We start from the raw sequence: 24,326 nt of genomic DNA on the forward strand, positions 1-24,326 counted from the left end.
AGGCGCGCCGCCGCGCGCCGCCGCCGGCCGCGCCGCTGCCCGCGCGCCGGGACGCGCAGGGCGCGACCGCCAAACCCACGCAAAGGAGCGCGGCATGAGCGCCCAACCCTACCTCGACGTCCAGGGCCTGACGGTGAAGTTCGGCGGCCTGACCGCCATCAACGGCCTGTCGATGCAGGTCGAGCGCGGCCGCATCCACGCGCTGATCGGCCCCAACGGCGCCGGCAAGTCCACCACCTTCAACTGCGTCTCGCGCTACTACCGGCCGACGCAGGGCCGCATTGTGTTCGACGGCGTCGACATCACGAAGAAGAAGCCGCACGAGATGGCCGCGCTGGGCGTGGCCCGCACCTTCCAGAACCTGGAGCTGTTCAGCGCCCTGACGGTGCGCGAGAACGCGCTGCTGGGCACCTATGCGCACGGCGCCAACGCGGCCTCGCGCCTGCTGCGTCCGGCCAATGCCGAGGCGCGCGAACGCGTCGAGCACCTGCTGGAACGCGTCGGTCTGGCCGACTTCCTCGACACGCCCGCGTGCAGCCTGGACTTCGGCCGCCAGAAGATGCTGGAACTGGCGCGCGCGCTGGCCATCTCGCCCAAGCTGCTGTTGCTGGACGAGCCCGCCGCCGGCCTGCGCAACCGCGAAATCGAGACGCTCGACCGCATCCTCACCGAGCTGTGCGAACGCGACGGCATCACGGTGCTGCTGGTCGAGCATGTGATGCAGCTGGTGATGTCGATCTCGGATCGCATCACCGTCATGTCATTCGGCGAGAAGATCGCCGAAGGCACGCCCGCGGAGGTGCGCAGCAACCCCCGCGTCATCGAAGCCTATCTGGGCAAGGGAGCCGCCGGTGGCTGAGAACCTGCTTGAAGTCGAATCCGTCAGCGCCGCCTACGGCAATATCCGCGCCCTGCAGGACGTGTCGCTGAAGGTGCCGCAAGGCGCCATCGTCGCGCTGCTGGGCGCCAACGGCGCCGGCAAGTCCACCACGCTCAACGTGATCTCGCGGCTGGTGACGCCCACCGCCGGCAGCGTGCGCTTTGCCGGCGAGGCCATCCACCGCCAGCCGGCCGACGCCATCGTCAGCCGCGGCATCGTGCAGGTGCCGGAGGGCCGCGAGATCTTCCGCGAGATGAGCGTGCGCGAGAACCTGGAAATGGGCGCCTACCTGCGCCAGGACCGCCAGGCGGTCAAGGCCGACCTGGACATGGTCTGCGACACCTTCCCGCGGCTGCGCGAGCGCTTCGAACAGAAGGCCGCCACGCTGTCTGGCGGCGAACAGCAGATGCTGGCCACCGGCCGCGCCATGATGGCGCGCCCGCGCATGATCCTGCTGGACGAACCGTCCATGGGCCTGTCGCCGCTGGTGGTGGAACAGATCTTCGACATCGTGCTGCGCCTGAACCGCGAGCAGGGCATCACCATCCTGCTGGTGGAACAGAACGTGAAGCTGGCGTTGTCGGTGTCCAGCTATGCCTACATCCTGGAAAACGGCGAGATCGCGCTGGAAGGCGCATCGGCCGCGCTGGCCAGCGACGAAGGCGTGCAACGCGCCTACCTGGGCGGCTAGGAGCCAACACACCATGACCCTGATGATGCAAGACAAGCGAGTCCTCGTCACCGGCGCCGGACGCGGCCTGGGCGCCACCATCGCGCAGGGCTTCGCCCGCGAAGGCGCCAGCGTGATCGTGGCCGACCTCGATCCCGCCCTGGCGCGCGCCAGCGCCCAGGACATCGCGGCCGCCGGCGGCCGCGCCATCGACGCCGCGCTGGACGTGACCGACGCCGCCGCGGTGCGCGCCTTCGCCGCCGAATGCGAAGCGCGCCACGGCCCCATCGACGTGCTGGTCAACAACGCCGGCATCTCGGCGCGGGCGCCGTTCGACGATCCGCAGACGCCGCAGATCTGGGAACGCGTGATGAACGTGAACCTGCAAGGCACCTTCAACGTCACCCACGCCTTTGTCGAACAGCTCAAGGCCAGCCGCGGCGCCATCGTCAACCTGTGCTCGATCGTGGCCTACGGCTGCGGCATCTCGACCGCCGGCTACGTGGTCTCCAAGGGCGGCGTGCGCTCCTTCACCGAAGTGCTGGCGCGCGACCTGGCGCCGCACGGCGTGCGCGTCAACGCCGTGGCCCCCGGCCTGATGGAAACCGAGATGACCGCCGGCCAGCGCGCCCAGGCCCACGGCACCGACTGGTACATGCGGCGCGCGCCGATGGCGCGGGCCGGACGCGCCGACGAGATCGTCGGCCCCGTGCTGTTCCTGGCCTCGGCCATGGCCAGCTACGTCAATGGCGTGGTGCTGCCGGTGGACGGCGGCTACCTGGCCGTATAGGAATCGATATGGAACCCCTCAACTCCCTCGGCACCGCCCTGGTCACTGGCGGCGCCAGCGGCATGGGCCTGGCGATCGTCGAACGGCTGGCGCGCGACGGCTTTCGGGTCGTCATGGCCGACCGCAACGCGGCCCTGGCCGACCAGGAAACCCAGGCGCTGCGCGCGCAGGGCCTGGATGTGGACTACCGCGTGGTCGACCTGGCCGACGAACACGCCACCCGCGCCCTGGTGCGCGAACTGGCGCCGCTGGCGGCGCTGGTCAACAACGCCGGCCTGTTCGACGAACGCAAATTCTTCGACGTCTCCAGCGACGACTACCGCCGCATGTTCGACGTCAACCTGCTGGCGGTGGCCACGCTGACGCAGGAAGCCGCGCGCGACATGGCCGCCGGCGGCAAGATCGTCAACATCGCCTCGCGCGCCTACCTGGGCGCCCGCAACCATCCGCACTACGTGGCCTCGAAGGCCGCGCTGGTGGGCTACACCCGCGCCTCGGCCATGGAACTGGCGCCGCGCGGCATCCTGGTCAACGCCATCGCCCCCGGGCTGATCGACACGCCGCTCTTGCGCAACCTGAGCGCCGAGCGCCTGGCGGCCCAGCTGGCCTTGCAGCCCACGGGCCGCGCCGGCCAGCCGCGAGACGTGGCCAACGCGGTGTCGTTCCTGGCCTCGCCGCAAATGGACTTCATCACCGGCCAGGTGATTTTCGTGGACGGCGGCAAGTCGCTGGGCGGGTCGGGAGCATAGGCAGCATGGACAGCATCAAGTGGGACAAGGAAGTCGACGCGCTCGTGGTCGGCTCGGGCGCGGGCGGCATGAGCGCCGCGCTGACCGCCAACGTGGCGGGCCTGGAGGTATTGCTCATCGAGAAGACCGACCGCATCGGCGGCTCGACCGCCATTTCCGGCGGCGCGCTATGGATACCGCTGAACGCGCAGACCGAGGCCGCCGGCCATCCGGACAGCTTCGACAAGGTCTGGACCTATCTGCAGGAAACCGTCGGCGCCGCGGCCTCCGACGAGATGAAGCGCGCCTATCTGAACGCCGGCCCGCGCATGATGGATGACCTGGTCGCGCGCGGCTTCCTGCGCGTGGCCGCGCGCACCGCCTCGCCCGACTACTACCCCGATCTGCCCGGCGCCGCCATGGGCGGCCGCTCGCTCGATCCGGTGGAATTCGACGGCCGCAAGCTGGGCCGTCACTTCAGGACGCTACGCGATCCGCTCAAGGAATTCACGGTGCTGGGCGGCATGATGGTCAGCATTACCGACGTGCGCCACCTGCTGCGCGCCACCCGCGCGTTCGCCTCGTGGCGCCACGCCATGAAGCTGGTGCTGCGCTATGGCGCGGACCGCCTGCGCGGCTACCACCGCGGCACCCGCCTGCTGCTGGGCAACGCGCTGGCCGCGCAACTGTTCCACGCCATGCTGACGCGCAAGGTGCCGTACTGGCTCAACACGCCGGCGCTGGCGCTGCTGCGCGCCGCCGACGGCGCGGTGCTGGGCGCCACCGTGGAGCATCAAGGCCGGCGCATGAACATCCGCGCCCGCCGTGGCGTGGTCATGGCCACGGGCGGCTTTCCGTGGGATTCGACGCGCCGCCGCCAGACCTATCCCCACCCCACCGACGACTGGTCGATGTCGCCGCGCGACAATACCGGCGACGGCATCCGCCTGGCCGAGGAGGCCGGCGCGGCGCTGGGCCAGGGGCATTCCAGCCCCGCCTTCTGGGCCCCGGTTTCGATCCTGGAACAACCCGGCGGCAAGCGGCTGCACTATCCGCACCTGGTGTGGGACCGCGCCAAGCCGGGGCTGATCGCCGTCAACGGCGCCGGCCGCCGCTTCGTCAACGAATCGACCTCGTACCACGCCTTCGTGCAGGCCATGTACCGCAGCCACGAACAGGCGCCGACCATGCCGGCCTTCCTGCTGTGCGATCAGCGCTTCATCGACACCTGGGGATTGGGCCTGGCGCTGCCCGGCGGACGGCCGCGCCAGCATCTCATCGATGCCGGCTACCTGCTGCAAGGCGCAACGCTGGAGGCGCTGGCGCAGAAACTGGGCGTGCCGCCCGCTGCGCTGCACGCGACCGTCGCGCGCTACAACGAATACGCGGCGCAAGGCCTGGACCCCGACTTCGGCAAGGGGAGCACCGCCTACAACCGCTACCTGGGCGATCCCGAGCACCAGCCCAACCCCTGCCTGGCCCCGCTCGGCGCCGGCCCCTACTACGCGGTCAAGGTCTATGCCGGCGACATCGGCACCGCCTGCGGCATCGCCGCCAATGGCAACGCGCAGGCGCTGGACGCCGCCGGCCAACCGATCGCTGGCCTTTATGTGGCCGGCAACGACATGCATTCCGTCATGGGCGGCGCCTATCCCGCGCCCGGCATCACGCTCGGACCCGCCCTGACTTTCGGCTGGGTCGCTGGACAACACCTGGCCCGTGGCCAACACTGACGCACCACCCCCGACAAGGAACCCCATGAAGATCTACTTTTCGCCCGCCTCGCCCTTCGTGCGCAAATGCATGGTCATCGCCCACGAACTGGGCCTGGCCGACCGCATCGAGAAACTGCCCAGCGCCGCCGGCCCCGTGGCCCGCGACCAGAACATCATCCCGGACAATCCGCTGGGCCAGGTACCGACGCTGATCACCGACGACGGCCAGCGCCTGTTCGACAGCCGCGTCATCTGCGAATACCTGAACGACCTGGGCAAGGGCGCGCTGTTCCCCACCGGCGCCGCCCGCTGGGCCGCGCTGGCCGAGCAATCGCTGGGCGACGGCATGCTGGGCGCCGCGCTGCTGGCGCGCTACGAGACCGTGCTGCGTCCCGAGCCGCTGCGCTGGGACGGCTGGTACGAAGGCCAGATGGGCAAGGTGCGCGATGGCCTGGCGCTGCTCGAGAAGACCGCCGCCCGCCTGGAAGGCCGCCTGGACATCGGCACCATCACCGTCGGCTGCGCCCTGGGCTATCTGGACTTCCGCTATCCCGATTTCGACTGGCGCGCCGGCCACCCCGCCGTCGCCGCATGGTTCAAGGCGTTCAACCAGCGCCCGTCGATGCAGGCGACGCTGCCGCACGCCTGACCCGCTCCGGTTTGGGCGGCCGCCAGGCCTGGAGAACCCGCCGGGCTCCAGGCGCAACGGCCGCCCGGTACGGCGCGCCCCCTTGGGCCCGCCGCTCGCCCCTGGCGCTTGCCAGGGGCTTTTTTTATCGTGAAATGGCTCGAGTCGATCACGCGACTTTTCAAATAGATATCGGGGCCATGAATGCTCGATTCATTGAAACCTGATGCTGCATTCTTTCCCACTTGCAGCATGTCCCATCAGTTTCAGACCGAGTGAAGGGCGAATATGGAACTCAGCCCTGTCATACATATTGATTTCACGATGCCCGATCGGTAACCATGTTGATCAAGCCGCGGCGGACCAATGCGCTCATCGCCGCTGAACCAGATCAATCGTTTTGCTGTATGCGTGGCACCACCGATTCATGAGCAAGCCTGTTCCAAAGTTTCCCACCAGCGGCATCTATCCCTGGGTCAAGCAATACATCCAATCGCTGCCGACACTGCATGGAAAGGTTGCTCTTGATATCCCGTGCGGCGATGGTCCTGCAACCGCCGTTTTGCGGGAGTCCGGGGCCGACGTACTGGCCTATGATCTGTTTCCAGAGAGTTTTTTACTGGATGGCCAAGCCCAATTCGCGGATTTGGCCGAACGCCTGCCTATTCCGGACGGCTCGATCGATATCGTCGTATGCCAGGAAGGCATCGAGCATCTGCCGAATCAATTGCTTGCCTTGCAGGAATTTCACTGTGTACTGAAGCCTGGCGGCACGCTGGTGATCACGACACCCAATATTTCCAATTTGGTCGGCAGATTGGCCAACTTGGTGTTTGAGTCCCAACTGCTGCGTGATACACCCTATGCCGCCGAAGAGTCGGCCTGGCGCATGGAGCATACCGGGCCCGGCGGGGCCTCCCAAACGCGGACCTACTACGGCCACATCTTCCTGGCGGGCGTCCAACGCCTGCGCACGCTACATCGAGTGGCCGGTTTCACTGACATTCGCGAACTGCCGACACACAAGAGCACCTCTTCCCTGCTGCTTATTCCATTTCTGCTTCCCATCATCGTTCTGCTCAATCTCAAATCCATGTGGAGAGCACGACGAAGGCTGCGGAATAACCCCGTCCTCTGGACGGAAAAAAAAGCGCAGTTCCGAACCAACCTGTCTCGTCCGACCTTGTTCAATCGGAATCTCTTTTTGGTGAGCCAGAAAAGTCCTTCGGCAGGCGCGGAGTCAGCCTGACTGCACAGGGCGATTCGAATCAGGTGCCTTTCCTTACAGATTGAAATGCCAGCGGCGGCGGCGCGGCCCTATATTGAACTTTCGAGATACCGGCCAGACCAACCTGTAACCTCACTGCACCGGGAGCCCACGCATGAACGTGACCGCCGTCTCCCCCATCGCCCGCGTCGCCCCGCCGTATGCCGCGCGCATTCCGCTGCTGGACGACACCCGCCCCGTCTGGGAAGCCGAATGGGCCGCCCGTAACGCCGCCACGCGCCAGGCGCAACGCAGCGCGCAGGCGCAGGCCGCGTGGCAGGCCCAGCGCATCGCCCGCGCGGCCCCGCCGCAGGCCGACGACGCCGATACCAGCCGCGTCGTCGCCAACACCCCATCCAAAGCGGTCGCCCTCGCGGCCGCCGCGCCCGCCGCCATCAATGTCGACCAGCTGCGCGACCTGTACGCGGACGCCCGCCTGCGCCGCGCCATCGACGAATTCTCGGCGCGCCCCGACCCGGTGGCGCTGCGCGCCGACAGCGCCAACGACCTCGGCACCATCGAGGGCCTGACGCCGCTGCAACCCTACCGCGTGGCCATGGGCAATCCGCAAGTGCAGGAACTGCAGACCGCCGTGGCCATGAAGGCCGCGGGCCTCGGCATCCCCAAGGTCGAGAACATCGGCCCCACCGAGAACGTCACCGATCAAGCCCGCTACCGGCCCAACGCGCGCACTTGATTGAACCGCGCAGGCGCGCCCCGCGCCTTGCGCCCTGGCGCGAGACATGAAGGGCTCGTGTAGAGGCGCCTCACATCACGCTCACGTGCGCCGCTGCGCCGATCCACGCAAGAAAAAAGCCGCCCACACGGGCGGCTTTTCACTTGCCGGACGGCGAGGTCCGATCAGTGGAAGAACTCGGCGATCATCGTCGCGCCCAGGAAGGTGCCGGCGTTGGCCGCCAGCGACACCACCACGATCTTCCAGCCCAGCTTGCGGAAGGCCGGCAGGTCCTTCAGGATCGACAGGCCGGCCATCGCCAGGATCACCGTGGTGAACGGCAGGAAGTTGACCTTGTTGACCGCGGCGATGATCTGGTCCGAGTACGGCACCGCGCCGGGGCAACCCACGGTCATGGCGATCAGCGACAGCACCGCCACGGCGGGCAGCTTGGGCACCACGCGCAGCAGCAGGTCGGCGATCACGACCAGCAGGATGATGATCAGCATGCCGGGCAGCGCGTCCAGGATCGGCACCTTGTAGCCGAACTGATTGCCGACCAGCGCGAACAGGCCGCACACGGCGTAGGCGGTCAGGCGGTCGCCGAAGCCCATCTTCACGGCGTGCGACGGCGCTTCGGTGGCGGCCGCGGCATCGGCGGCCGTGTCGGCCTTGCCGCGCGAGAAGCGGCCCAGCACCGGCTCCAGCTTGCCGTACAGGAATACAGTCGTCGGCAGCGAGATGAACAGCGTGAAGTACACGCCCACCACCGTGGTCAGCAGGTTGGCGGCGGCGGCCAGCGCGGCCACCTGGTGCGCCACTTCCGGCGTCTGCTGCGAAGCGATGGCGCCCACGCCCGCGGCCATCATGCTGCCCGAGCCCACGCCGGCGCCCATGGCGAGCGAGCGCGGATCGAAGATGTTCAGGCTGGTGATGAAGCCGGCCATCAGCGCCACGAACAGCGCGCCGATCACGGTGCCGGTGATGTACTCGGCCATCACGCCGCGGCCTTCGGGCGAATTCATGCCGTAGCGCTCGCCGATGATCGCCAGGCTGGGCTCGCGGCCCACCGAGAACGTCGCGCCGATGGCTTCGCGCTTGATGCCCAGCAGCAGCGCCAGCGGCAGGCCAATGGCCATGGTGCCGAAGAAGTGGCCGAATTCCTGGAACACCAGGGCCCAGCCGGCCTCGCGCACCTGCGGCAGCGAACCGCCCACCATCAGGCCCAGCTTGGCCAGGAACGGCAGCAGCGCGTATTGCAGGTAGCCGCTGATGCGGGTCTGCATGGCGGTGTCGATACCCGCGTTGGCCGGCAGGCGCTGGCCGAAGGCGGCCACGACCGCGCCGATGAAGATGGCCCAGAGCATGGGCTGCAGAACGATCTTGCCCGGGCCCACCGCGAAGGTAACGCTGCCGATCGCTTCGGACACGAGCACCACCAGCAAGATGGCGACGAGCATGCGGAGGCGGCTGGATAGCGACATGGCGGGCATGGCCAGGCTGGCGCCGGCTTGAGACATCGGATTCCCCTGAGTACGTGAGTAGGTATGGCGCGGCCCGATCGGCATGTCCGTGGCGGGCCAGCCCCGCTGAACGGCAGGTGCGGGACGGCGTGCGCGGGGCGGTCCGTAGGGACGGCTCGCGATGCGAGCGGGCGGCAGCGGCGATTTTCGCCCGGGGCCCGGCGGGCCAACCATGACACCGCCAGGGCTAATGTGTTGCGTAAAATGCAACGGATGCCCCTGGACAGGGAATTTTTTGCAAGAACCAGCAATATATAAGGGTAAACCCTCAATATGTTGCAGACCGAACCGATGCCTTTGCGCCACGGAGCACCGCCATGGACGAAAAACTCGACGCCCGCCGCACCCATTACTTCATGCAGGTCATGAGCCGCGGCTCGGTGCGCGGCGCCGCCGAAGTCCTGAACATGGACCCGTCCGCCGTCAGCCGCGCCATCGCCGCGCTGGAGCGCGACTGCGGCATGGCGCTGTTCGAACGGCGCGGCCGCGGCGTGGTGCCGACCGACGCCGGCCACATCCTGGCGCGCTATGTGAAGCGCCAGCAGAACATCCAGGAGAGCTTCTTCTCGGAGATCGACAGCCTGCGCAAGGCGGAGCGCGGCCACATCGACCTGGTGCTGGGCGAAGGCTTCGTCGAACTGATGTTCGACCGCGTGCTGCCCGGCTACTGGCGCAATCATCCGGAAGTCACGCTGGACATCGACGTGGCCCGCACCTCGGAAATCGTGCAGCGCATCGTCGACGACCAGGCCTACATCGGCCTGGTGTTCCAGCCGCCCAACGACGCCCGGCTGCGCACGCATTACTCTCGCCCCGAGCCGATCCGCGCCATCGTGCGCCAGGAGCATCCTTTGACGCGCCTGCAGCGCCCGCTGCTGCTGACCGACCTGGTCGACTACCCTGGCGCCGCGATGCAGGAAGGCTTCGGCGTGCGCCAGCACATCCAGGCCGCCGAGATCAGCGAACAGGTGCGGCTGCGCAACGTGCTGACCACCTCGTCGTTCAAGGCGCTGTGGCAGTTCGCCGCCACCGGCATCGGTTATGCCCTGACGCCGCCGATCGCGGTCACCGCCGACATGGCCGCGCTGCGGCTGGCGAGCCTGCCGCTGGCCAACCCCATCCTCAACCAGGGCAGCCTGCACGTGCTCAGCCGCGCCGGCCGCCACATTTCGCCGGCCGCGCGCGAACTGCTGGACCACATCGTGCGCGGCATCGGCACGCCCGCCGCCGGCGCCATCTGATATGGTCGCCTGAGGCGGATCTGCATCTGCCCCGCCCGCGCCGGGGCGGCTACAGTGGCCGCATCCCTTGTCCGGAGACCTTCCCGATGCTCAGCTTCCTGCGCACGGTCAAATCCGTGCTGTGGGGCTTTTTCGGCGTGCGCCGCGGCCGCGGCTACGACGCCGACATCGCCCACAACAAGCCCGCCCCGCTGATCCTCACCGGCCTGTTGATGGCCGCCTGCCTGGTCGTGATCCTGGTGCTGGTGGCGCGCTGGGCGGTCAACGCCGCGCTGTAGGCCGCCGCGCGATCGGCAACGACGCCCTGGAGTCACTGGATGGATCGCGTGCCCGCGAAGCCGCGAGCCAGCACGCTAAGGCAGCGCCAGCGCCGACATTTCCGTCAGCAGTTGCCCGAAGGCCCGCACCGCCGGCGCCTGCGGTTCCACCTGGCGGGAAATCAACCTGAAGTCAGCATGCGTCAACGGCGGCAGGCCGTAGCGGCCGTCGATCACGTCCATGCCTGGCCGCACGTCCTCATGCGGCAGCGCCGTCACCGCCAGCCCCGCCAGCACCGCCGCGCGCAGGCCCTCCTGGCTGGGCGAGGTGAACGCCACCCGCCATTCCAGACCGGCCGCCTGCAGCGCATCCACGCCCACCAGCCGGTGCACACAGGGCGATGGCGCGAAAGCCAGCGGGATCGGCTCGTCATCGGGAAAATCGAATGCGTGCGCGGCCGCCCACACGAAGCGCGTGCGCCGCAGCATCGCGCCGCGCTCGGGTTCGCTGGGCAACGCCATCACCACGGCCAGATCCAGCGCGTCCGCCTCGACCTGGGTGCGCAGATCCAGGTAGCTGCCGACCACCACGTCCAGGCGCACCGCCGGAAAGGCGCGCGCGAACCGCGCCAGCAGCAGCGGCAGGCGTTCGCCCATGAAGTTTTCGGGCACGCCCAGGCGCACCGCCCCCGCCACCGCTGACCGCTGGAAGCGCCGCGCCAGCGCGTCCTGGGCGCGCAGCACCTGTTCGGCGTAGCGCAGGAAGTCCTCGCCGTCCTCGGTCAGCGCCAGGCTGCGAGTGGTGCGGACCAGCAGCGCGGTGCCGGCCTGCTCCTCCAGGCGCCGGATCTGGTGGCTGACGGCCGACTGGCTCAGGTGCAGCCGTTCGGCGGCGCGGGTGAACCCGCCGGCCTCCTTGACCGCGACGTAGGTGCGCAGCAACGCGGTATCGAAGTCCATGGCATCAACTCATGATGAAAATTAATTAATTCGACGAAATTAAATCATTTCCATCATTTTTAACAGGCTCCCAGAATGAGGTCCCGCGGCGGATTCCCGCCGCCGACCTCTCGTGAGAACCCCGATGCCGCTTTCGATAGCGCAGAAAAACAGCTTTACGCTGGCCGCCGTCTGCCTGGCCGCCCTGATGTTCGGCCTGGAGATTTCCAGCGTGCCGGTGATCCTGCCCACGCTGGAACAGGCCCTGCACAGCGGCTTCCAGGAACTGCAATGGATCATGAACGCCTACACCATCGCCTGCACCACGGTGTTGATGGCCGCGGGCACGCTGGCCGACCGCTACGGCCGCAAGCGCCTGCTGCTGGCTAGCCTGGCGGTGTTCGGCCTGACCTCCCTGGTCTGCGGCTGGGCGCAGGACACCGGCGTGCTGATCGCCGGACGCGCGTTGCAAGGCCTGTCTGGCGGCGCCATGCTGATCTGCCAGGTGGCGGTGCTGTCGCACCGCTTCCAGGACGGCGCCGCGCGCGGCCGGGCCTTTGGCGCCTGGGGCATCGCCTTCGGCGTCGGCCTGGGATTCGGCCCCGTCATCGGCTCGGCCATCGTGGCGGTAGCGAGCTGGCAATGGGTGTTCCTGGCGCACGGCCCGCTGGCGTTGATCGCGCTGGGCCTGGCGTGGAAGGGCGTGGACGAATCGCGCGATCCGCGCCAGCGCAAGCTGGACGTGGCCGGCATCGTCTCGCTGTCAGTGGCGGTGTTCGGCCTGGCCTGGTTCATCACCCAGGGGCCATCGGCGGGCTTTGCCAGCTTGGCGACCCTCGCCAGCCTGGGCGCGGCCATCCTGGCGCTGGTCGTCTTCGTGATCGCCGAACGCCGCTGCGCCGACCCGATGTTCGACTTCGCGGTATTCCGCATCCGCCGCTTCTCCGGCGCGCTGCTGGCGTCGGCCGCCATGAACTTCAGCTTCTGGCCCTTCATGATCTACCTGCCGCTGTATTTCCAGAACGGCCTGGGCTATGGCGGCCTGGGCACCGGCCTGGCGCTGCTGGCCTACACCCTGCCGACCCTGGTGGCGCCGCCGCTGGGCGAGAAGCTGGCGCTGCGCTACCGCCCCGACACGGTGATCCCCGCCGGCCTGTTCGCCATCTGCCTGGGCTTCGCGCTGATGAAATGGGGCAGCGGCGTCGCGCAGGCCAGCTGGCTGACAATGCTGCCCGGCTGCCTGCTGGCCGGCGCCGGCCTGGGCCTGATCAACACGGCCGTGACCAACACCACCACGGGCGCGGTGCCCGGCGACCGCGCCGGCATGGCCTCGGGCATCGACATCAGCGTGCGCATGATCAGCCTGTCCATCAATATCGCGCTGATGGGATTCCTGCTGGTCGAAAGCGTCCTGGCGTCGCTGCGCCGCCATTGGCCCCAGGCGCCCGCCGATGCCACGCTGCGCGCCATGGCCGAGGCCCTGTCGGCGGGCAACCTGGGCGATGGCGCCGCGCCCGCCATCCCCGCGGACGTGGCCCGGATCGCGCTGACGCAGGGATTCGGCGATGTGATGCTGTACGGCGCGGCGGCCGTCGGCCTGCTGGCGCTGGCCAGCCTGGCCGCCTTCCGGGGCGCCCGGCCGCGTCCCCGGGCCGTCGCCGGGTCCGGCGGCTGAACGCCGCCACGCAGGCGTACGCCGCAGGCATACGCTTATTACCAGAATGACTTAGACGCTCGAAGCAGCTGCCTGTTACGGTTATGAATCCCCCAGTCCCCGCCCACGGCGGGCCACGCTTGCGGGGACCAGACCGAGAAGACTTCAAGGGCAGTAGACATGTACGTGTATGACCCCGTCGACCAGCAGCTCGTCGAGCAGCGCGTGGCGCAGTTCGCCGACCAGACGCGCCGCTTCCTCGATGGCCAGCTCACCGAAGATGAATTCCGCGTCCTGCGCCTGCAGAACGGCCTGTATATCCAGCGCCACGCGCCGATGCTGCGGGTGGCCATTCCCTATGGCATCCTGGCCTCGCGCCAGCTGCGCACCCTGGCGCACATCGCGCGCAAGTGGGACCGCGGCTACGGCCACTTCAGCACGCGCCAGAACATCCAGTTCAACTGGCCCAAGCTGGAAGACGTGCCGGACATCCTGGCCGAACTGGCCACGGTGCAGATGCATGCCATCCAGACCAGCGGCAACTGTATCCGCAACACCACCACCGACCACTTCGCCGGCGTCGCGCCGGACGAGCTGATCGACCCGCTGGTGTGGTGCGAGATCATCCGCCAGTGGTCCACGCTGCACCCCGAATTCGCGTTCCTGCCGCGCAAGTTCAAGATCGCGGTCAGCGGCGCCGTGCAGGACCGCGCGGCGGTCGGCGTGCACGACATCGGCCTGCAGGCGGTCGAGCGCGACGGCAAGCTGGGTTTCCGCGTCTGGGTCGGCGGCGGCATGGGCCGCACGCCCATCGTCGGCAAGCTGATCAACCCGTTCGTCGAATGGCAGGACCTGCTGACCTATCTGCAGGCCGCGCTGCGGGTCTACAACCTGCATGGCCGCCGCGACAACAAGTACAAGGCGCGCATCAAGATCCTGGTGAAGGACCTGACGCCGGAAGTCTATGCGCAGCAGGTGGACGAACAGTGGCAGCTGATCAAGGGCGGCCCCGACACCATCACGCAGGAATTCGTCGACACCATCGCCGCGCGCTTCATCTGGCCGCAATACGATCCGGCCGCGGCCAACGACACCGACAACACGGCGGCGCTGGCCGCCGCCGACAAGCGCTTCGCCCGCTGGCTCCGCACCAACGTGCATGCGCACAAGACGCCGGGCTACGCCGCCGTCACCGTCTCGCTCAAGGCCACCGGCGTGCCGCCGGGCGACATCACCGCGGACCAGATGGACGCGGTGGCCGCGCTGGCCGATGAATACGGCTTCGGCGAACTGCGCGTGTCGCACGAGCAGAACCTGATCCTGGCCGACGTGCGCCGCGCCCGCCTGCACGAGCTGTGGGGCAAGCTCGAAGCGCTGAACCTGGCCACGCCCAACGTCGGCCTGCTGACCAACATCATCGCCTGTCCGGGCGGGGATTTCTGCGCGCTCGCCAATGCCGTGTCGATCCCCGTGGCCGAGGCCATCCAGCGCCAGTTCGACAACCTCGACTACCTGTTCGAGATCGGCGAGCTGGACCTGAACATCTCCGGCTGCATCAACTCCTGCGGCCACCACCACGTCGGCCACATCGGCATCCTGGGGGTCGATAAGGCCGGCGAAGAGTGGTACCAGGTCACCATCGGCGGCCGCCAGAACGGCGCCGCCAAGCCCCTGCCCGACATCGAATCCACAAAGGGCGGCGGCGCCGCCATCGGCCGCATCATCGGCCCCTCGTTCGCCCGCGACCAGGTGCCGGGCGTGGTCGACCGCCTGATCCGCACCTACCTGGGCTTGCGCGACAGCGAGGAAGAACGCTTCATCGACGTGGTGGACCGCGTCGGCATCGATCCCTTCAAGCAAGACGTGTATTCCGACCCCGCCTTTGCCAAGCCCGCCCAGGAGGCCGCCCATGTCTGAGCCCTACGCCCACGACGCGCCCGGCCCGCACCTGATCCGCAACGGCCGACTGGAAGCCGACAGCGCCCGCCCCTTCGTGCCTGACCCCGAGGTCGCGGCCGACGGCCAGGTGCCGACCGACGAGCCCGGCTGGATCGTGCCGCTGGCCACCTGGAAGGCCTCGCACGCCACGCTGCGGCGCCATCGCCATCCGGTCGCGGTCCTGCTGCAACCGGACGCCGACCTGCGCGACCTGCTGGAAGCCGATGGCACGCTCGATCCGGCGGGCATCGCCTTCATCGCGGTGGACTTCCCCGTCTACACCGACGGTCGCGGCTATTCGCTGGCGCAACTGCTGCGCACCCGTTATCACTGGACGGGCGAACTGCGCGCGGTCGGCGACGTGATGATCGACACCATCCACTACCAGGCGCGCGTCGGCTTCGACAGCTTCCTGGTCAAGCCGGGCCACGACCCGCGCAAGGCGCTGGAAGCGTTCAAGACCTTCACGGTGCACTACCAGAAGACCTACCGCGCGCCCGCGCCGGCGCAGGCCTGACAAGCGCAGCCGGCCTCGATGCCATCGAGGCCGGACCGAACCCTTATCGTTCAATCCGCCTCGTCGACCACGCCGGGCAAGCTCCAGCGCTGGCGCCTGACCTCGTCCTGCCCCAACTGCGTGCGGATCAACTCGGCAATGGCGCGCTGGCGCGGCGCCTGCATGCGGTCTATCAGGCTCGAGACGCTGACCGCCAGCCGCGGATAGCCGCCCGCGTCGCACAACGCCACCCCTACCCCCAGCACGCCCGGCACCGCCGCGTTGCCCACCACCGCCCAACCCCGGTCGCGCGTGTTCTCGGCCAACCGCCGCATCTGCGCCACCGTCATGCCGCCATAGGCGCGCAAGGCCTGCTCGTTCTGTGCGATCACCTCGTCGGCCTCGGCCGGCGGCAAAGCGCCCAGCAGCGCCAGGCCGGCCGCGCCCACCCCCAGCGGCTGGCGATGGCCGATGGTCACCGCCAGCACCTGCACCGGGTAGTTGCCGACCTCGCGATGCAGGCATAGCGAATCGCCGCCGGCGCGGCAGATCAGGAATGCCGAATCGCCGCTGACGTCGCTGATCTGCCGCAGCACCGGCCGCAGGCCGCGCACCGCTTCGGCGTGCGGATCGCCGGCCATCATCACGCCCAGCTCCGCCATGCGCCAGTGCGGCGCATCCGGCTCGCGCAGCGCGTAGCCCTCCTGCGCCAGCACGTCCAGGTAGCGGTACACGGTGGAGCGCTGCATGCCGGCGGCGCGCGCGATGTCGGTCACGTGCATGCCGGCCGCGCCCGCCTGGCGCAGCACGCCCAGCACCCGCAACCCGCGCCGCAACACCCGCGGCCCGCCGTCGTCGCTTTCCGGTTTGTTCATTTTCTGGACACCTTGCGTTGATGAGGCGCCTATCAAAGCCCAATATGAAGTCGGGCAGGCAAAGATCTGTCCAGATATTAGACAAACAGGACGGAGACAACCATGCAGACATTCAGCAGGCGGCTGGCCGCCAGCGTCGCGGCCCTGGCGGGCGCCATTGCATTCAGCGCGCCGAGCCAGGCTGCCAAACCCTATCCCGAACGCCCGGTGACCCTGGTGGTCGGTTACGCCGCGGGCGGCGCCACCGACATCGTGGCGCGCCTGGTCGCCAAGGCCCTGAACGAGGAACTCGGCCAGACCATCGTGGTGGAGAACAAGACCGGCGCCAACAGCAACATCGGCGCCGAAATCGTCGCGCGCGCCGCGCCCGACGGCTATACGCTCTACGTAGGGTCGATCGCCAACACCATCAACCGCACGCTCTACAGCAAGCTCAACTACGACTTCGTCAAGGACTTCGAGCCGATCGGCCTGCTGGCGACCATCCCCAACATCCTGGTGGTCAACCCCAAGCTGCCGGTCAAGACGGTGCCGGAATACCTGGCCTACGCCAAGGCGCACCCCGGCAAGCTGACCTGCGCCTCGTCGGGCAGCGGCTCGTCCATCCACCTGTCCTGCGAACTGTTCAAAATGCAGACCGGCACCGACATCCTGCACGTGCCCTATCGCGGCAGTGGTCCGGCGGTGGCCGACCTGCTGGGCGGCCAGGTCGATTCCATGTTCGACAACCTGCCCTCGTCATTACCGCACGTGCAGGCCGGCAAGCTGCGCGCCATCGGCGTCACCTCGCCGCAGCGGCTTCCGGCCGTGCCCGACGTGCCGACGCTGGCCGAGTCCGGCCTGCCCGGCTTCGACGTCGAATCCTGGTTCGGCCTGATGGCGCCGGCCGGCACGCCGCAACCGATCATCGCGCGCCTGAACCAGGCCATGAACAAGGCCCTGGCCAACCCCGCGCTGCTGGCCTCGTTCCAGCAATCGGGCTTCTACCCGCCGCAACCGCCCAACACGCCGCAGACCTTCGGCAAGAAGATCGCCAGCGAAATCGACAAATGGGGCGAAGTGGTCAAGCGCGCCGACATCAAAGCCAACTGAGGAGCACCAGGGTGTACCCGATAGATTTCTTTTTTCGCGCCGCCGAGCAGTATCCGGACCGCGTGGCGCTGGACGCGCCCGAGGGCCAGGTGACGTATGCGCGGCTGGCCATGGACGTGCGCGCGCTGGCCGCCGCGTTGCAGGACCTGGACCCGGCGCCACAGACCCGCGTCGCCCTGTGCGCGGGCAACACCAGCCGTCATATCCTGGCGCTGCTGGCAGTGCTGGCCAGCGGCAAGATCTGGGTGCCGTTGAATACCCGCAGCACGGCGCGCGAGATCGGGCGCATCCTGGATGCCACCGAGCCGTCCATCGTCATGGTGGACGACGCCGGCGACGCGCTGGTGGCGGCGGGCGCGCCGCATCGCGTCAGCCTGGCGCCGGACATCGCCGGCCTGGCCTTCGAGACCCTGCTGCAACGCGGCGCCGGCCGCGAACCGCTGCGCCACGCGCTGCCGCGCGAAGCCACCCAGGCGATCAAGTTCACCGGCGGCACCACCGGCCTGCCCAAGGGCGTGATGCAGCCCTATCACGCCTGGAACGCCGCCATCATCAACCAGATCCACAGCTGGGGCCTGACGCACGAGGACCGCTACGTGGTCGCCGCGCCGGTGACGCACGGCACGGGCACCTACCTGCTGCCCGTGCTGGCGCGCGGCGGCGCGCACGTGCTGCTCGACAGCGCCACGCCGGCCTCGATCACCGCCGCCTTCCGCGAACGCGGCGGCACCCTCAGCTTCATGCCGCCGACGCTGATCTACATGATCATGGCGCAGCCGGGTGTGTCGCGCGCCGATTTCCCCAAGCTGCGCAACCTGATCTATGGCGGCGCGCCCATGCCGCCCGAAAAAATCGAACGCGCCCGCGCCTTCTTCGGCCCGGTGCTGGGCACCACCTACGGCCAGACCGAGGCGCCGCAGATCGTCACGGTGCTGCGTCCCGCCGACCTGGAATCGCCCGACAACCGCGCCTCGGTCGGCCGCGTCACCTGGCTGTCGGACGTCGCCATCATGGACCCGGCTGGCGCGCTGCTGCCGCGCGGCGCCATCGGCGAAGTGGTGGTGCGCGGCGACCTGGTGATGTCGGGCTACTGGCGCCTGCCCGAGAAGACCGCCGAGACCATCGTCGACGGCTGGCTGCACACGGGCGACACCGGCCTGATCGATGAACGCGGCTACCTGTTCCTGAAGGACCGCCTGCGCGACGTCATCATCACCGGCGGCTTCAATGTGTATCCCGTGGATGTCGAGAACGCGCTGTCGTCGCATCCGGCCGTCTACGAATGCTCGGTGTTCGGCCTGCCCGACGACAAATGGGGCGAGGCCGTGCACGCCGCGGTGCAACTGCATCCCGGCGTCGCGGCCGACGCCGATGCGCTCAAGGCCCACGTGCGCGCCCTGCTCGGCCCGGTCGCCACGCCCAAGCAGATCCACCTCCACGCCAGCCTGCCGCGCTCGCCCGTCGGCAAGGTGCTCAAGAACGCCGTGCGCGACGCGGCCCTCAAGGAATCCCCATGACCACGCCCGAAACCCGCCTCTGCGCCCATCACCTCACCGGCATGTCGTACCGCGACGTCGACCTGGTGGAAGACCTGATCGGCAAGAAGACCTTCACCGAAGTCATGATCATGCAGATCCTGGGCCGCGAGGCGCGGCCGGTGGACATGCGCATCGTCGACGCGGTGCTGGTGACCCTGATGGAGCATGGCCTCACGCCCAGCGCCATCGCCACCCGCCTGATCTACATGAGCGCGCCCGAAAACCTGCAGGGCGCGGTGGCGTCCGGCCTGATGGCGGTCGGCAGCCAGTTCGTCGGCACCATGGAGAACTGCTCGCGCCTGCTGGACCGCATCCGCCAGGCCGCCGACGGCCGCGCCGAGGCGCTGGCGATCGCGCAGGAATTCCGCGACAGCCGCCAGGCGCTGCCGGGCTTCGGCCATCACCTGCACAAGCCCGACGACCCGCGTTCGATCAAGCTGCTGGCGCTGGCCGAGGCCGAGCCGGACCTGCCCGGCGATTCGCTCAAGGCGCTGCGCCTGCTGGCGGCGGCGATCGACGAGACCTACGGCAAGCACATCACCATCAACGCCACTGGCGCGGTCGCCGCGCTGCTCAGCGAGATCGGCGTGCCCACCGCGCTGATGCGCGGCTTTGCGGTCATCTCGCGCGCCGCCGGCCTGGTGTCGCACGTGGCCGAGGAGCAGCAGAGCCCAAGCGGCCGCTTTATCTGGGAAACCATCGACCACGCCATTCCCTACGTCGGCAAGGGCAAGTCGCACCAACGCGACGGAGAACCGTCGTGATCCCGTCCGCGCCCGGCGCGCGGCTGGCGGGCAAGGTCGCGCTGGTGGCCGGCGCCGGTTCATCAGCCGCCGGCTGGAGCATCGGCAAGGCCAGCTGCGTGACCCTGGCGCGCCAGGGCGCGGCCATCATCGCGCTGGACGCCGACCGGGCGGCGGCCGAGGACGCGGCGCATGAAGTCGAACGCGCCGGCGGCCAGGCGCTGCCCCTGCAGGCCGACGTGGCCGACGCGGACGCCATGCGGGCCGCCGTGGACGCGGCGCTCGGCCACTACGGCCGCATCGACGTGCTGCAGGCCAATGCCGGCATCGGCAAGGTCGGCGGCCCGGAAGACATCGACCTGGCCGACTGGGACCGCATCCAGCGCGTCAACGTCACCAGCCTGCTGATCGCCACGCGCCTGCTGGCGCCCGTGATGCGCGCGCAGGGCGGCGGCGCCATCGTCACCGTGTCGTCGATCGCCGGCATCCGCTACACCGGGTATCCCCACCTGGCCTACAGCGTCAGCAAGGCCGCGGTGATCCACTTCGCCCGCATGGCGGCGCAGCAATACGCGGCCGACGGCATCCGCGTCAACACGGTGATCCCGGGCCTGATCGATACGCCGCGCGTCGCGAAGAACGTGGCCGGCATGTTCGCCAAGGACGACCTGGAGGCGGCGCGCAAGGCGCGCGACCGGCAGGTGCCGATGGGCCGCATGGGCACGCCGTGGGAAGTGGCGAACGCGGTGGCGTTCCTGGCGTCGGATGAAGCGTCGTACATCACCGGCACGGAACTGCTGGTGGATGGGGGCCTGACGGGCAAATACGCTTAGAGCGAATCGCAAGGAAGAACGCGGCGGCGCGGTCCGGGCGCGTAGCCGGACCGCTTGAGGCGAAGGACACGATCAGGCCGCGTCGTCACGGCGCGCCGCGCCCTCGCTGTCAGGGCAGCACCGGAAAACGCGTGGCGATCTCGTCGCCCGTGAACTGCGCCACCCAGCCCGCCGGATCATTGAACAGCCGGATGCAGGTGAACGCGGGCGCCGAGCCCATGTCGAACCAGTGCGGCAGGCCGGCCGGCACCGAGATCAGGTCATCCTGCTCGCACAGCACCGCGTAGACGCGGCCGGCGGCATGCAGCGTGAACAGGCCGCTGCCGGCGACGAAGAAGCGCACCTCGTCATCGGCGTGCGTGTGCTCGGCCAGGAACTTGCGGCGCAAGGCCTCGCGCTCGGGATGCGCCGGGTCCAGGCTGACCACGTCGACGCTGCGATAGCCGCGCTCGGCCACCAGCCGTTCGATCTCGGGCCGATACGCCGCCAGCACTTCGGCCTGCGGCGCGCCGGGCGTCAGCGGCGCCTGTGCCTGCCAGCGCTCGAAGGTCACCCCGATGGCGGCCAGCTCGCGCCGGATCTCGCCGACCTCATCGATGCGCCGGCCGGCAGCGGGATCGTCCTGCGGATAGATCGTCAGCGTCGACATCGCTTACCAGGAGGTGGAATACGCGCCAGGGAACTTCTGCGCCACGAAGGCCTTCACCTCGTCGGACTGGTAGGCCTTGATGAAGCGCGCGATGCGCGGATCGTTCTTGTTGTCCTCGCGCGCGGCGATGACCACGGCGGCGAACGGCGCATCCTTGCTTTCCAGCGCCAGCGCGTCCTTGGCGGGCGACAGGCCGGCCGGGATGGCGTAGGCCGAATTCACCGCGGCGGCGTCGACGTCAGCCAGCGAGTGCGGCAGCTGCGCGGCCTCGATCTCGACGAACTTGAGCTTCTTGGGGTTGTCGACCACGTCGAACAGCGAGGCCGTCACGGTCACGCCGTCCTTGAGCTTGATGAGCTTGGCGGCCTGCAGCACCAACAGCGCGCGGGCGCCATTGGTCGGGTCGTTGGGGATCGCCACCTTGGCGCCCGGCTGCAGGTCGTCCAGCGACTTCACGCGCTTGGAATAGATGCCCATCTGCTGCACCACGGCCGTGGCCACCGGCACCAGCTTGTAGCCGCGCGCCTTGTTCTGCGATTCCAGGAAGGGCTTGTGCTGGTAGATGTTCAGGTCCAGTTCCTTGGCGTCCAGCGCGGCATTGGGCTGGATGAAGTCGCTGAACTCGACCAGCTTGACCTTCAGGCCCTGCCTGGCCGCGACCTGCTGCACCACTTCGCCGATCTGGGCGTGCGGGCCGACGGTCACGCCGACTTTCAGTTCGGCGTCCTGCGCCATGGCCGGCGCGGCGGCGGCGAATCCGATCAGGGAGGCAAGGGCGGCCAGGGTGTGGCGTAGACGCATGGGAATCTCGGCAATCGAACAAGGAAAGGGAAGCCCCGGATTCTAGTGAGCGTCCTTCAAAACCGGAAGCGATGAATTTTCATATTGATATGCGTATTTCCATATAAGCGCCACGCCATGACAAGCACGCTTGCGCACGACACAATAGCGGCTGGATTCCCAACCCCTTGCCGTCATTGTCATGTCCACCCCCAACGAACTGCATCCGCACGCGCGCGCCCTGCTGGCCGACCACTATGCCGCCGTCGATGCCGACCTGCCCGTCCTGCTCGACCTGCTGTTTGCCCGCAGCGCCGGCGAAGACTGGCACAAGGCCGGCACCTTCAAGCACCACCTGCTGGGCGTCTACCGCACCCTGGCGCTGTGGAACCAGCCGCGCGAAGTGCGGCTGCTGGGCCTGTTCCACAGCGTGTATGGCAACGAATACGTCGACCTCACGCTGTTCGACCGCGAGCGCGAGCGCAGCACGCTGCGCGAAGTGCTGGGCGCCGAAGCCGAGGAATGGGTCAGCCTGTTCTGCGCCATGCCGCGCACCCGCTTCGTGCAGGCCATCCTGCAAGGCCAGGGCCAGGGGCCCGAAGGTCTGACGCTGGACGGGGCCGACGGCCAGGTCTTCACCTTCACGCCGCGCCAGGTCGCCGCCTTCATCGTGGTGTCGGCCGCCGACATCGGCGAACAGTGGCACAGCTGGCAGGACGAGATCTTCGCCGGCTATCCGCAGCAGCAGCGCCGCGACCTCAAATCACACTGGGCCGCCTCGCTGTGGCCTGGCCCGCTGAAGCCGCCGTCGAACATCCTGTCGATGCTGTCGCACCTGCTGGCGCCGCTGTCGGCGCTGCCGGCCGATACCGGCATCCCGCTGCCGCCGGCCTTCGACCATTGCCGCGCCACGCTCAGCCCGCGCGACGAGGCCGCCGCCAGCGCGCTGTACTGGCAGGTCGTCACCCGCATGCATCCGCAGACCAAAATGGACACGGCGCGCCACATGCTGGAAGCCGCGGTGGCGCACAACCCGTGGGTCGCCGAGCCGCGCCTGCTGCTGGCGCAACTGGCGCTGACGGCGGGCGACTTCGAGGCCGCCGAAGGCCACGCGGCCGCCGGCCTGGCTGCCTTGCAGGCCTGGGGCACCGCGTGGGACAAGCGCATCGAGTGGGCCGGCTGGATGGCCTGGGCCCGCATCGAACTGCAGAACGCCCGCGCGCGCCGCTGGCCGGAGAACCTGGCGGCCCTGAACGGCCTGGGGCTGGTGGCGTGATCGCGGCGCGCTGAACCACGGCAACCACGCGCAAGGCAAAAACGAAAACGCCCCGGGAAATCCCCGGGGCGTTTGACCTTCACGGCCCGTGGGCCGCGACGGCGCCTATTTCATGCCTTCCCAGTGCGGACCGGGCACATGGATGTCGAACAGCTCCAGCACCCGGGCCACGGTGTGGTCCACCATCTCCTCGATGCTGGCCGGCCGGTGATAGAACGCCGGCAGCGGCGGAAACACGATGCCGCCCATCTCGGTGACGGCGGTCATGTTGCGCAGGTGCGCCAGGTTGAATGGCGTTTCGCGCACCATCATCACCAGGCGGCGGCGCTCCTTGAGCGTAACGTCGGCCGCGCGCGTGATGAGGTTATCGGAGAGGCCATGGGCCACGGCCGCCAGCGTGCGCATCGAGCACGGCACGATGACCATGCCGGCCGTCTGGAACGCGCCGCTGGCCAGCGTGGCGCCCACATCGCGCACGCTGTGCACGTGGTCGGCCAGCGCGTAGACATCATGGCGGCTGACATCGAGTTCGTGCTTGATGTTCAGCACGCCCGAGGCCGACACCACGAGGTGCGTCTCGACGTCGTCCACGCCGCGCAGCGCCTGCAGCATGCGCACCGCGTACAGGGAGCCGGTGGCCCCCGTGATGCCGACGACCAGTCGCCGCATGGAATCAGGCCGTGGCGCCGGATTGCTCCAGCAGGGTCTTGAGCTCGCCCGACTCGTTCATCTCATTCATGATGTCCGAACCGCCGATGAATTCGCCGGCCACGTACAGCTGCGGAATGGTGGGCCAGTTCGAGAATTCCTTGATGCCCTGGCGGACTTCGTCGTCCTCCAGCACATTCACGGTGACCAGCTTCTTGACGCCACAGCTCTTGAGGATCTGGATGGCCTTGCCGGAAAAGCCGCATTGCGGGAATTGGGCGGTGCCCTTCATGAACAGCACGACGGGGTGCTGGGTCACGGTTTCGCGGATGAATTCTTGAACGTCGCTCATGGTGGTCTCTTGGACAGGAGGCATAACGGAATACGCCAATTATAGGTACAGGCGGGATTTCGTCCCGGATACCCCGGGGCCGGCCCCGGGAATCGGCCGCTTGCGGCGCGGCAGCCGGTTACAAATCGCCGGCCCGGC

Annotated in this window: 25 protein-coding genes; 18 read left to right on the plus strand and 7 right to left on the minus strand. The window is 68.5% G+C overall.

The genetic code is table 11. From position 1 onward, the window contains the following. Nucleotides 1-94 precede the first annotated feature (94 nt). The 8 genes from AruCF_RS23705 (at nucleotide 95) to AruCF_RS23740 (ending at nucleotide 7,375) form a co-directional block, all read left to right on the plus strand. Nucleotides 95-859: an ABC transporter ATP-binding protein gene (locus AruCF_RS23705; RefSeq protein WP_049076628.1), complete on the plus strand. Its 765-nt coding sequence runs from the start codon at nucleotides 95-97 to the stop codon at nucleotides 857-859. Then, the gene (locus AruCF_RS23710; protein ID WP_024070589.1) at nucleotides 852-1,571 is read left to right on the plus strand and encodes an ABC transporter ATP-binding protein; all 720 of its coding nucleotides are present in this window, start codon (nucleotides 852-854) and stop codon (nucleotides 1,569-1,571) included. The genes AruCF_RS23705 and AruCF_RS23710 overlap by 8 nt, the downstream gene beginning before the upstream one ends. 13 nt (nucleotides 1,572-1,584) lie before the next feature. Further along, nucleotides 1,585-2,340, plus strand: coding sequence for an SDR family NAD(P)-dependent oxidoreductase (locus AruCF_RS23715; protein WP_049076630.1), 756 nt, complete (start codon nucleotides 1,585-1,587; stop codon nucleotides 2,338-2,340). Between the two features lie 8 nt (nucleotides 2,341-2,348). Continuing rightward, the gene (locus AruCF_RS23720; protein WP_049076632.1) at nucleotides 2,349-3,089 is read left to right on the plus strand and encodes an SDR family NAD(P)-dependent oxidoreductase; all 741 of its coding nucleotides are present in this window, start codon (nucleotides 2,349-2,351) and stop codon (nucleotides 3,087-3,089) included. A 5-nt stretch (nucleotides 3,090-3,094) separates the two neighbouring features. Continuing rightward, on the plus strand, nucleotides 3,095-4,801 hold the full coding sequence (locus AruCF_RS23725) for an FAD-dependent oxidoreductase (RefSeq protein ID WP_049076633.1): 1,707 nt from the start codon (nucleotides 3,095-3,097) through the stop codon (nucleotides 4,799-4,801). Between the two features lie 25 nt (nucleotides 4,802-4,826). Next, nucleotides 4,827-5,432 carry a glutathione S-transferase gene (locus AruCF_RS23730; protein WP_049076635.1) on the plus strand — a complete coding sequence of 202 codons (606 nt, stop codon included), beginning with the start codon at nucleotides 4,827-4,829 and terminating at the stop codon, nucleotides 5,430-5,432. 406 nt (nucleotides 5,433-5,838) lie between these two features. Next, nucleotides 5,839-6,660 carry a class I SAM-dependent methyltransferase gene (locus AruCF_RS23735; RefSeq protein WP_144419176.1) on the plus strand — a complete coding sequence of 274 codons (822 nt, stop codon included), beginning with the start codon at nucleotides 5,839-5,841 and terminating at the stop codon, nucleotides 6,658-6,660. Between the two features lie 133 nt (nucleotides 6,661-6,793). Then, the gene (locus tag AruCF_RS23740) at nucleotides 6,794-7,375 is read left to right on the plus strand and encodes a hypothetical protein (RefSeq protein ID WP_049076637.1); all 582 of its coding nucleotides are present in this window, start codon (nucleotides 6,794-6,796) and stop codon (nucleotides 7,373-7,375) included. 164 nt (nucleotides 7,376-7,539) lie between these two features. Here the strand turns inward: AruCF_RS23740 and AruCF_RS23745 are convergent, their stop codons facing one another. Further along, nucleotides 7,540-8,874 (minus strand): DUF3100 domain-containing protein, encoded by a 1,335-nt coding sequence (locus tag AruCF_RS23745; RefSeq protein WP_049076640.1) that lies wholly within the window; start codon nucleotides 8,872-8,874, stop codon nucleotides 7,540-7,542. A 320-nt stretch (nucleotides 8,875-9,194) separates the two neighbouring features. On the opposite strand from AruCF_RS23745, the gene AruCF_RS23750 reads away from it, so the two are divergent. Beyond that, complete coding sequence (locus AruCF_RS23750; protein WP_049076642.1) at nucleotides 9,195-10,118, plus strand: LysR family transcriptional regulator; 924 nt, start codon at nucleotides 9,195-9,197, stop codon at nucleotides 10,116-10,118. An 86-nt stretch (nucleotides 10,119-10,204) separates the two neighbouring features. Beyond that, complete coding sequence (locus AruCF_RS23755) at nucleotides 10,205-10,396, plus strand: DUF2970 domain-containing protein (RefSeq protein ID WP_006390012.1); 192 nt, start codon at nucleotides 10,205-10,207, stop codon at nucleotides 10,394-10,396. A gap of 75 nt (nucleotides 10,397-10,471) precedes the next feature. On the opposite strand, the gene AruCF_RS23760 is transcribed toward AruCF_RS23755, so the two are convergent. Further along, nucleotides 10,472-11,335 carry a LysR substrate-binding domain-containing protein gene (locus AruCF_RS23760; RefSeq protein WP_049076645.1) on the minus strand — a complete coding sequence of 288 codons (864 nt, stop codon included), beginning with the start codon at nucleotides 11,333-11,335 and terminating at the stop codon, nucleotides 10,472-10,474. Between the two features lie 124 nt (nucleotides 11,336-11,459). Between AruCF_RS23760 and AruCF_RS23765 the strand changes: the two genes are divergently transcribed. The 3 genes from AruCF_RS23765 (at nucleotide 11,460) to AruCF_RS23775 (ending at nucleotide 15,423) form a co-directional block, all read left to right on the plus strand. Continuing rightward, nucleotides 11,460-12,989, plus strand: a complete 1,530-nt coding sequence (locus AruCF_RS23765; protein WP_049076647.1) for an MFS transporter — start codon at nucleotides 11,460-11,462, stop codon at nucleotides 12,987-12,989. 159 nt (nucleotides 12,990-13,148) lie between these two features. Beyond that, entirely contained in the window at nucleotides 13,149-14,885 is a 1,737-nt protein-coding gene (locus AruCF_RS23770) for a nitrite/sulfite reductase (protein WP_049076649.1), read from the plus strand. Beyond that, entirely contained in the window at nucleotides 14,878-15,423 is a 546-nt protein-coding gene (locus tag AruCF_RS23775; RefSeq protein WP_049076651.1) for a DUF934 domain-containing protein, read from the plus strand. Before AruCF_RS23770 ends, AruCF_RS23775 begins: the two co-directional genes overlap by 8 nt. Nucleotides 15,424-15,473: 50 nt before the next feature. Here AruCF_RS23775 and AruCF_RS23780 read toward each other — a convergent pair whose 3' ends face one another. Further along, entirely contained in the window at nucleotides 15,474-16,277 is an 804-nt protein-coding gene (locus AruCF_RS23780; protein WP_024070597.1) for an IclR family transcriptional regulator, read from the minus strand. Nucleotides 16,278-16,379: 102 nt separating this feature from the next. Here AruCF_RS23780 and AruCF_RS23785 point away from each other — a divergent pair, with 102 nt between their 5' ends. The 4 genes from AruCF_RS23785 to AruCF_RS23800 are packed head-to-tail and all read left to right on the plus strand — an operon-like array spanning nucleotide 16,380 to nucleotide 20,483. Next, complete coding sequence (locus AruCF_RS23785) at nucleotides 16,380-17,369, plus strand: Bug family tripartite tricarboxylate transporter substrate binding protein (protein WP_049076658.1); 990 nt, start codon at nucleotides 16,380-16,382, stop codon at nucleotides 17,367-17,369. Between the two features lie 11 nt (nucleotides 17,370-17,380). Further along, on the plus strand, nucleotides 17,381-18,886 hold the full coding sequence (locus AruCF_RS23790) for a class I adenylate-forming enzyme family protein (protein WP_049076660.1): 1,506 nt from the start codon (nucleotides 17,381-17,383) through the stop codon (nucleotides 18,884-18,886). Beyond that, entirely contained in the window at nucleotides 18,883-19,671 is a 789-nt protein-coding gene (locus AruCF_RS23795) for a citryl-CoA lyase (RefSeq protein WP_049076662.1), read from the plus strand. The genes AruCF_RS23790 and AruCF_RS23795 overlap by 4 nt, the downstream gene beginning before the upstream one ends. Further along, the gene (locus tag AruCF_RS23800) at nucleotides 19,668-20,483 is read left to right on the plus strand and encodes an SDR family NAD(P)-dependent oxidoreductase (RefSeq protein ID WP_049076664.1); all 816 of its coding nucleotides are present in this window, start codon (nucleotides 19,668-19,670) and stop codon (nucleotides 20,481-20,483) included. Before AruCF_RS23795 ends, AruCF_RS23800 begins: the two co-directional genes overlap by 4 nt. Nucleotides 20,484-20,592: 109 nt before the next feature. On the opposite strand, the gene AruCF_RS23805 is transcribed toward AruCF_RS23800, so the two are convergent. Next, nucleotides 20,593-21,132 (minus strand): 1,2-dihydroxy-3-keto-5-methylthiopentene dioxygenase, encoded by a 540-nt coding sequence (locus tag AruCF_RS23805; RefSeq protein WP_049076666.1) that lies wholly within the window; start codon nucleotides 21,130-21,132, stop codon nucleotides 20,593-20,595. 3 nt (nucleotides 21,133-21,135) lie between these two features. Further along, nucleotides 21,136-21,933: a MetQ/NlpA family ABC transporter substrate-binding protein gene (locus AruCF_RS23810; RefSeq protein WP_049076669.1), complete on the minus strand. Its 798-nt coding sequence runs from the start codon at nucleotides 21,931-21,933 to the stop codon at nucleotides 21,136-21,138. A 181-nt stretch (nucleotides 21,934-22,114) separates the two neighbouring features. Between AruCF_RS23810 and AruCF_RS23815 the strand changes: the two genes are divergently transcribed. Further along, on the plus strand, nucleotides 22,115-23,188 hold the full coding sequence (locus tag AruCF_RS23815) for a DUF6817 domain-containing protein (protein WP_049076671.1): 1,074 nt from the start codon (nucleotides 22,115-22,117) through the stop codon (nucleotides 23,186-23,188). A gap of 105 nt (nucleotides 23,189-23,293) precedes the next feature. Here AruCF_RS23815 and AruCF_RS23820 read toward each other — a convergent pair whose 3' ends face one another. Then, the gene (locus AruCF_RS23820; protein WP_020926056.1) at nucleotides 23,294-23,857 is read right to left on the minus strand and encodes a UbiX family flavin prenyltransferase; all 564 of its coding nucleotides are present in this window, start codon (nucleotides 23,855-23,857) and stop codon (nucleotides 23,294-23,296) included. A 4-nt stretch (nucleotides 23,858-23,861) separates the two neighbouring features. Further along, nucleotides 23,862-24,188: a Grx4 family monothiol glutaredoxin gene (grxD, locus tag AruCF_RS23825; RefSeq protein ID WP_020926055.1), complete on the minus strand. Its 327-nt coding sequence runs from the start codon at nucleotides 24,186-24,188 to the stop codon at nucleotides 23,862-23,864. Nucleotides 24,189-24,326: the final 138 nt, after the last annotated feature.

This window comes from Achromobacter ruhlandii (assembly GCF_002082135.1).
GTDB lineage: Bacteria > Pseudomonadota > Gammaproteobacteria > Burkholderiales > Burkholderiaceae_B > Achromobacter > Achromobacter ruhlandii.